The 8,398-nt window shown below is 65.3% G+C and carries 6 protein-coding genes and 1 pseudogene; 4 read left to right on the top strand and 3 right to left on the bottom strand.

The window, feature by feature from the left end; all coding sequences use genetic code 11:
• On the top strand, positions 1–2,168 hold a 2,168-nt coding region (locus EOA27_RS12115), incomplete at its 5' end, for a transglycosylase domain-containing protein (RefSeq protein WP_189562011.1).
• A 152-nt stretch (positions 2,169–2,320) separates the two neighbouring features.
• Positions 2,321–3,070 carry an SDR family oxidoreductase gene (locus EOA27_RS12110; RefSeq protein WP_126081172.1) on the top strand — a complete coding sequence of 250 codons (750 nt, stop codon included), beginning with the start codon at positions 2,321–2,323 and terminating at the stop codon, positions 3,068–3,070.
• Between the two features lie 11 nt (positions 3,071–3,081).
• Here the strand turns inward: EOA27_RS12110 and EOA27_RS12105 are convergent.
• Positions 3,082–4,000: pseudogene (locus EOA27_RS12105) on the bottom strand (zinc-binding dehydrogenase).
• 119 nt (positions 4,001–4,119) lie between these two features.
• On the opposite strand from EOA27_RS12105, the gene EOA27_RS12100 reads away from it, so the two are divergent.
• Positions 4,120–4,923, top strand: coding sequence for a helix-turn-helix transcriptional regulator (locus EOA27_RS12100; protein ID WP_127256281.1), 804 nt, complete (start codon positions 4,120–4,122; stop codon positions 4,921–4,923).
• A gap of 6 nt (positions 4,924–4,929) precedes the next feature.
• Here the strand turns inward: EOA27_RS12100 and ybaL are convergent, their stop codons facing one another.
• Together ybaL and EOA27_RS12090 are read right to left on the bottom strand one after the other, a co-directional pair.
• Positions 4,930–6,729 (bottom strand): YbaL family putative K(+) efflux transporter, encoded by a 1,800-nt coding sequence (gene ybaL, locus EOA27_RS12095; RefSeq protein WP_245466930.1) that lies wholly within the window; start codon positions 6,727–6,729, stop codon positions 4,930–4,932.
• A gap of 215 nt (positions 6,730–6,944) precedes the next feature.
• Entirely contained in the window at positions 6,945–7,385 is a 441-nt protein-coding gene (locus tag EOA27_RS12090) for a host attachment family protein (RefSeq protein ID WP_126081174.1), read from the bottom strand.
• A 417-nt stretch (positions 7,386–7,802) separates the two neighbouring features.
• Here EOA27_RS12090 and EOA27_RS12085 point away from each other — a divergent pair.
• Positions 7,803–8,398 (top strand): NAD(P)-dependent oxidoreductase (locus tag EOA27_RS12085; RefSeq protein WP_281059412.1); only part of this gene is annotated, 596 nt, incomplete at its 3' end.

Here is an 8,398-nt window from a genome sequence, read left to right as displayed (position 1 = left end):
CCAGTAGACCAGCCGAGTGGCGATGCCGAGCAATCCGCGTCGGTTGCGATCGCGGCCGCGGCCGCGATCGCAACCGACGCGGATTGCTCGGCATCGCCACTCGGCTGGTCTACTGGTGCTTTGTGCTGTGCATCTGGGGCGGCATCGCGGCGGCCGGCGTCGTCGTCTATTATGGCGCCAAGATGCCGGCGGCGACGACGTGGTCGGTCCCTGACCGCGCGCCGAACATCAAGATCGTCTCGGTCGATGGCGCGCTGATCGCCAATCGCGGCGCGTCGGGCGGCGAGGCCGTCGGGCTGCACGAAATGTCGCCCTATATCCCCGAAGCCGTCGTCGCCATCGAGGACCGGCGCTTCTATTCGCATTTCGGCATCGACCCGATCGGCCTGTCGCGCGCCATGGTCACCAACCTCATCGGCGGGCATTTCTCGCAGGGCGGCTCGACGCTGACGCAGCAGCTGGCCAAGAACCTGTTCCTGACGCCGGACCGCACGCTGGAGCGCAAGGTCCAGGAAGTGCTGCTGGCGCTCTGGCTCGAGCACAAGCACACGAAAGACCAGATCCTCGAAATGTACCTCAACCGGGTCTATTTCGGCTCGGGCGCCTATGGCGTCGAGGCGGCCTCGCGGCGCTATTTCGGCAAGAGCGCGCGCGACGTGTCGCTTTCGGAGGCAGCCCTGCTGGCAGGCCTGCTCAAGGCGCCGTCGAAGCTTTCGCCGGCGCGCGACCCGAAGGCGGCCGAGGAGCGGGCGCAACTCGTGCTCGCGGCCATGCGCCAGACAGGCAAGATCAGCGACAAGGAATACAAGACGGCGCTGAGCGCGCCGGCGACGCGCGCGCCGTCCTATTGGACCGGCTCGGAGAACTATGTCGCCGACACGGTGATGGACGAGCTTCCCGACCTGATCGGCGACGTGCGCGGCGACATCGTCATCGACACCACGGTCGACCTCAACCTGCAGAAGCTTGCCGAACAGTCGATCCGCCGGCTGATCGACGAGAGCGGCAAGAAGCTCAACGTCACCCAAGGGGCGCTGGTGTCGATCGACGATTCCGGCGCGGTGCGCGCCATGGTCGGCGGCTATGATTATTCGACCAGCCAGTTCGACCGCGCCTCGGAAGCGCGCCGGCAGCCCGGCTCCGCCTTCAAGCCCTTCGTCTATATGGCGGCGCTGGAGGCCGGCCGCACGCCGGACAGCATCCGCAACGATGCGCCGATCAAGATAGGCAAATGGACGCCCGACAATTACGGCGGCAAATATTACGGCAAGGTCACGCTGGCGACGGCGCTCGCCAAGTCACTCAACTCGGTGGCGGCCCAGCTCACCATGGAGGTCGGCCCCGACGCCGTGGTCGAGGCCGCGCATCGCATGGGCATCCAGTCCGACCTGCAGGCCAACACCTCGATCGCGCTGGGCACTTCGGAAGTGACGCCGCTTGAACTGACCTCGGCCTATGTGCCTTTCGCCAATGGCGGCTACAAGCCGGACATCCACTTCATCCAGCGCATCACGACAGCAAACGGCAAGGTGCTCTACGAGGGCAGCACCGGCAGCGCGCCGCGCGTCATCAAGGCCGATATCGTGGGCATGATGAACTCGATGATGACCGGTACCGTCGAGGTCGGCACCGCCAAGAAGGCGGCGTTCAACTGGCCTTCGGCCGGCAAGACCGGCACCAGCCAGAATTCGCGGGACGCCTGGTTCGTCGGCTACACCGCCAATCTCACCACCGGCGTGTGGTTCGGCAATGACGACGGCAGCCCGATGAAGAAGGTCACCGGCGGCGCGCTCCCGGCGCAGGCCTGGCACGAATTCATGGTGGCCGCGCATGAAGGCGTGCCGGTCAGGCCGCTGCCCGGCACCTGGAAGTCGACGCCGTCCGATACGATCGTGCCGGACGAGATCCCGTCGGCGGATGCCTCGCAGCCGCCCGTGCCGCCCGCGGCCGTCGGCCAGTCGCCGCAGCCCGCCGCCCCATCGCAGCCCGTTGCCCAGGCGCCCGCCCGCCAGCCGCGTCCAGCCCAGACGGTCGATGCCGAGGGCTTCGACATGCCCAGCGACAGCGGATCGACCGCCTCGATCAAGCATCCGGTGCCGCCTGGCGATGTCGGCGGTCCGAAGAAAAGGCGGCAGACCTCGATCCTCGACATACTGGGCGGGGGTTGAAGCCCGTTCGCCAGATCGGAACGGCTCCAGCTTTTATTCCGTCGCGATCCCGAAAACCGGAAACCACATTCCGGGATCATCGCTGCGGCGGCAACTCGCCCTCTCGCAATGATTGCCGCCTTCGGCTACATGTCCGGCCGGAGACAAAGTTCATGGCCGAAACCGACAGCAGAAAAACCATCGTGCTTACCGGCGCCAGCCGTGGCATCGGCCATGCGACGGTGAAGCGTTTCTCGCGCGAGGGCTGGCGCGTCATCACCTGCTCGCGCCAGGCCTTCGCCGAGGATTGCCCGTGGCCGGCCGGCCCCGAGGATCACATCAAGGTCGACCTCGCCGACCAGGAAGATGTCGGCATCGCCGTGTCGGAGATCCGCCACCGGCTCGAGGCGCATGGCGGACAGCTGCACGCGCTGGTCAACAATGCCGGCATCTCGCCGAAGCTGAAGGACGGCAGCCGGATGAACTCGATCGAGACGCCGATGCATGTCTGGCGCGACGTCTTCCAGGTCAATTTCTTCGCGCCGATCATGCTGGCGAGGGGCCTTTTCAAAGAACTCGCCGCCGCCAAGGGCTCGATCGTCAACGTCACCTCGATCGCCGGCACGAGGGTGCATCCTTTTGCCGGCACGGCCTATGCGACGTCGAAGGCGGCGCTCGGCTCGCTGACGCGCGAGATGGCGCATGATTTCGGTCCGCATGGCATCCGCGTCAACGCGATCGCGCCGGGCGAGATCGACACGGCGATCCTGTCGCCAGGCACGGACAGAATAGTCGAGACGATCCCGCTGAGAAGGCTGGGCGGCACCTCGGAAGTGGCCGACATCATCTACTTCCTGTGCTCCGGCCAGTCGTCTTACGTGACCGGCTCGGAAATCCACATCAATGGCGGCCAGCACGTCTGACCTGGCTGATTTCAAGCCACAGTGAGGACGGCCTTGCCGCTGAAGCTGCGCTGTCTGAGCGCGTCCAGGGCCTGGCCGATGTCCGTCCACGGCACGGTCATGGCCACGCGGGTTTTCAGCCTGCCGGCCGCGACGAGATCGAGCAGGGCGGCGATGTCGGCGCCGATGGCTGAGCCGGATGAGTAATAGGCGAAGGTCTGCAGCTTGGCGCCCTCGTGGCCTGGAACGAACTGGCGAAACCCTACAGGCGTGAGTTCGCCGCTGCTCGAGCCGAACATGACGATGGTGCCACCGGGTGTCACACGTTCGATCGCGGCGGCGAGGCTCTTGCCGCCGACCGACTCAGTGATCAGCGAAGACGGCCCCTCGGCTAGTTCGATCGATTCGACGACCTGCCCGGCGCCCAGATCGCGAAGATCATCGTGATGCCGGGCCGAGGCGATCGCGGTCACCGAGGCGCCCTGCTCGCGGGCAATCTGGATCTGAAAGCGACCGACCGCGCCGCTCGCGCCGGTGATCAGCACCCGCTGGCCGGCGAGAACGCCACCATGGCGCAAGGTCCTCAGCGCCGTCGTGCCCGCCACCGGCAGCGTGGCGGCGGACGCGAAGCTGACGCCATCGGGTATGACGGCGAGACGGTCGGTCGGAACGGCGACATGTTCGGCCCAGCCGGCCTGGTCGACCAAGGCCGCGACGCGCGTGCCCCCTTGCCGGGCCTGAGCCGTCGGCCGACGCGCGTTCCACGATGCCGACGATATCCTGGCCGGGGATCCAGCCGTCGGGGCGGATGGCGAGCAGGCGCAGCTCGCCACGATTCAATGATATTGCATGAATTGCGACCAATGCTTCGTTCGCATTGCAGTTTGGCTCGTCGGCCTCGGTGAGGTTCAGCCGGCTGGGGCTGTCGGAAGAAATGGCGAGAGCGAGCATGGCCCACCTTTGAATTGGCGTCTGAGACGCGATCGATTGCGAGGATATCGGCGCGAACCTATCTTTCGTGACTGAAGAATCTAGAGATACAGCCAAATGATCGCTAAAAACATTCAATCATGAGACAGCCACCCCGCTGGCCCTGGCTAGATTTCGATGTCGACGACGTGGCTGCGCCGGCGATCGCCGTTGGCGTCGATGTCACCGAGACCAGGGCCGAGGTGCGCGCGCATTGGCATCGCAAGGGGCAGCTCGTCTTCGCGCTCGGCGGCGCCGTCACCTGTCGGGTTCCGACCGGGCTCTGGATGGTGCCGCCGCATTGCGGCGTGTGGGTGCCGACCCGCATGGAACACAGCAACATCGCGACGGCGAATGCGCGGATTTTCTTCGTCTATATCGAGCCTGGCGCCGCCGACCTGCCGGATCGGTGCTGCACGCTTTCGATCTCGCCGCTGCTGCGCGAAGTGATCATCGAGCTGTCGGAATGCGCGCCGGACGACCCGCGCTGCGACTTCCTGGGAAAGGTCCTGCTCGCCGAGCCGCTCATGCCGGTGCAGCAATTGCATTTGCCGATCTCGGCCGAGCCGCGGCTGCGCCGGATCGCGGAAGCATTGGCCGACAACCCTGCAGATCGCAGCACGCTGGCGGAATGGGCCAACCGGGTGGCGCTCAGCGAAAGCAGCCTGGCGCGCCTCGTCGTCAAGGAGACGGGCCTGAGTTTCGGCCGCTGGCGCCAGCAGTTGCACCTGATCGTGGCGCTCAGGGAACTGTCCGCCGGCGCCAGCGTGCAGCGGGTGTCGGGCGATCTCGGCTATGAATCCGTCACCGCCTTCATCACCATGTTCAAGAAGGCGCTGGGCAAGCCGCCGGCGAAATATCTCAGCGATATCGCGCAGAATGGCGGTTCCGCGTTTACAATTTGACGCCCATCAAGCGGGCTGTGGATTGATCGCCATGGCAGGCCCGGACGCACCGGTGTTTTTGCCGGTTACCACCTCGACGATGCCGCGCGCGATCTCGCGCTCGCCCATGATCACCGTGTCGGCGCCGAGGCTTTTCAGATGCTCGACCTCGGCGTCGGAGTGCGCGCGGGCGATGATATTGATCGCAGGATTGGCGGCGCGGGCTCGAAGCACGATCTGGCCGGACTCGAAGGCATTGGGGATGGCGAGGATCAGCCGCTTCGCGCCTTCCGGATTGGCGGCCGCGAAGACATCCGCATTGGCGGCATTGCCGGCCACTGTCTCGATGCCGTCGTCACGCAGCTTGGCCAGCGTCTTGTCGGCATCCTCGATCACCAGGAAGGGCAGGGCGGCTTCCTTCAGCGCTACGCCGACGAGGCTGCCGACGCGGCCGTAACCGATCAGGATGGAATGGCCGGCAAGCGCGGTCTTGGGCGGCGGGCCGTCTTCCTTTCCCAGCGTTGCCTGGACCGAAGCAATCTGGCCGGGCTCGGTGGCCGGGCCGATCGGCCTTTGCTCTTCGACAGGTGCCGTGTTGCCGGCGCGCTTTTCCAGCCACGGCTTCATCCAATCGACAAGGAGGAACATCAGCGGATTGAGCAGGATCGAGAGGATCGCGCCGGCCAGGATCAGGTCGCGGCCCTGTTCGGGCAGCAATTTTAGGCCGACGCCAAGCTCGGCAAGGATGAAGGAGAATTCCCCGATCTGGGCAAGGCTCGCCGAAATCATCAGCGCGGTGGCGATCGGATAGCGGAAGGCGATGACGATGACGAAGGCGGCGAACGACTTGCTGACGACGATGATGGCCAAGGTGGCGAGGATCGGCAGGCCGTTGCTGATCAGGCTGAGCGGGTCGAACAGCATGCCGACCGAGACGAAGAACAGCACCGAGAAGGCGTCGCGAAGCGGCAACGATTCTTCCGCCGCGCGATGACTGAGCTCGGACTCGCTCATGATCATGCCGGCGAAGAAAGCGCCGAGCGCCAGCGAGACGCCGAACAGCTTCGCCGCGCCGAAGGCGACGCCGAGCGCGATAGCCAGCACCGAAAGCCGAAACAATTCGCGCGAGCCAGTGTGGGCGACATAATGCAGGATCCAGGGAATGACCCGGCGCCCGACCACCAGCATGACGACGACGAAGGCGGCGACCTTGGCGAGGGTGATGCCGACAACGCCCCATATGCCGTAGCTGGCGGGCAGCGAGAGCAGGCTCGTATGATCATCGACCTGCGCCCGGCCGCCGAGCACGCCGGCGAGCGCGGGCAACAACACCAGCGCCAGCACCATGGCGAGATCCTCGACGATCAGCCAGCCGACCGCGATGCGGCCGCGTTCGGTCCCGATCAATCGCCGTTCCTGCAAGGCGCGCAAGAGCACCACAGTCGAGGCGACCGAAAGCGCCAGTCCGAAGACCAGGCCGGCGCCCAGCGGCCAGCCGAGCAACCAGGCAAGCCCGACGCCAAGCAGGGTGGCGAAGCCGATCTGCACGATGGCGCCCGGCACGGCGATGGCGCGGACGGACAGAAGGTCCTTCAGCGAAAAATGCAGGCCGACGCCGAACATCAAAAGGATGACGCCGATTTCAGCGAGCTCGTTGGCAAGGCTGGCGTCGGCGACGAAGCCCGGCGTGTTCGGCCCGACCAGGACGCCGGCGACGAGGTAACCGACAAGCGGCGGGATGCGGAAACGGTTGGCTAAAGCCCCGAAGACGAATGCCAGCCCCAGACCGGCGACGATGGTGGCGATAAGGGGCGTGTCATGCGGCATTGTCTTTTTGCGCGCCTTTCGAAAATTCACGATTCGGATGGGCGCCCGCCGAGGCCGTCGCCTTCGGCAATATGGTGGACGGAGCGGCGATCATGCAACCGCCGCCGCGCAGAAATCGACCTAGAAACAGGGTGCAAACCGGGAAATCGGCGACGCGCCGACAAAGAGACGGTCGCGGAACGCATTTGGTCCCGAAGCTGCTTTGCCTCGGCCGCTTATGCCGCTTGCAAGAGGGTCTCGATATCGGGAATCGTGTGGTTGGTGAGCGTCTTGGGAATTTCGGCCTGCACCTTCTCGCTCACCTCTTTGTGCAGTTTCTGGCGCATCTCGCCAAGCACCTGCGGCGGTGCGATCAGCACGACCGCGTCGAATGCGCCGCGATGCGCGAGCTTGTAGAGCCGGTCGGCGATCTCGACAGCGAAACGTTCCTTGCCGAGACGGTGCCAATCGGTCTCCTCGACGGCGCTGCGGGGGCCTTCGTTGCTCTGGCGGCCGGGTTTGTCCGTGCCTTGCTCGCGCGTCGCGGGGTTCTCCTGCTCCATCTCGTGCACCACCTCCAGGTTCGGGAACTTGTTGTCGCCCTGGTTGCGCAGGAAGAGTGCCTTTTCGCCATCGGCCACGACGACCCACAATCCGTGCTTCAGCTTGATGTTCATGGTGTTCCTCCTTTGCTTGCGGGGTGCCGACCGGTCGAGCCCAGGATCGACAGAATGGATGCCTAGCCAAACGAGCCGCGGAGCAGGATTGTTCCGACGTGTCGGTGGCACTCTCAACTGCTCCTACCAGGCGAGGTTGCGCGCCGACCGGCAAGGTCGGCTTAATCTACTAAGTTAGTAGAATTTAGAAAAAACTGTTTTGCCGCTTTCCCGGGCCGATGGTAAAAGTCACGAAAGATCAGCGTGGTTTCTCACGCCGTTCCGGCTCTCTCATTCTCAAAGTAGAATTTTTTTCTCTTGCTCTTCGCGGCTGCGAAAAAGCGATTGCCTGCCGTTCGGCGACGCGCGAGTGATTGCCTTCTGGTTTTTGGCCAGTCCGCGTAAAACTGCCAAACTGTTTCACTATTGCTCGTCGCCATGTCGCCAGCCAACGCCAAGCTCAATGCCTTCCCGGTCTTCATGCGGATCGACGGCGAAGCCGTGGCCATCGTCGGCAATCGCGAAGAGGCGCTTGCCAAGGCCCGGCTGCTCGCCCAGTCGAGCGCGGCGCTGCGCATCATTGCCGACGACGCCGATCCCGACCTGCTCGCCTTCGTCGCCGCGTCCGGTGCCGTTCACATCGGTGCCGCCTATGAGGCCGCGCATCTCCAGGATGTCGCCCTGGTGTTCGCAGCCAGTGGCGACAAGGCGCTCGACCGCCGCGTCGCCGAGGACGCGCGCCGGTTGGGCATTCCGGTCAATGCGGTAGACCAGCCGGACGTGTGCGATTTCTTCACCCCGGCGCTGGTCAACCGCGCGCCGGTTGCGATTGCCATCGGCACCGAGGGCGCCGGACCGGTTCTGGCGCAGATGCTGCGTGTCCGCATCGACCGCATGCTGCCGCCTTCGCTCGGCCGGCTGGCGGCGCTTGCCGCGTCGTTCCGCGCCGCCGCGGAGAAACTGCCGAAGGGCAACCGCCGCCGCCGCTTCTGGAGCGATTTCTTCGCTGGCGCGCCGGCCAAGGCCATCGAAGC

The sequence above is a fragment of the Mesorhizobium sp. M2A.F.Ca.ET.037.01.1.1 genome (assembly GCF_003998075.1).
Taxonomy (GTDB): Bacteria; Pseudomonadota; Alphaproteobacteria; order Rhizobiales; family Rhizobiaceae; genus Mesorhizobium.
This window is presented reverse-complemented; position numbering and strand designations above follow the sequence as displayed.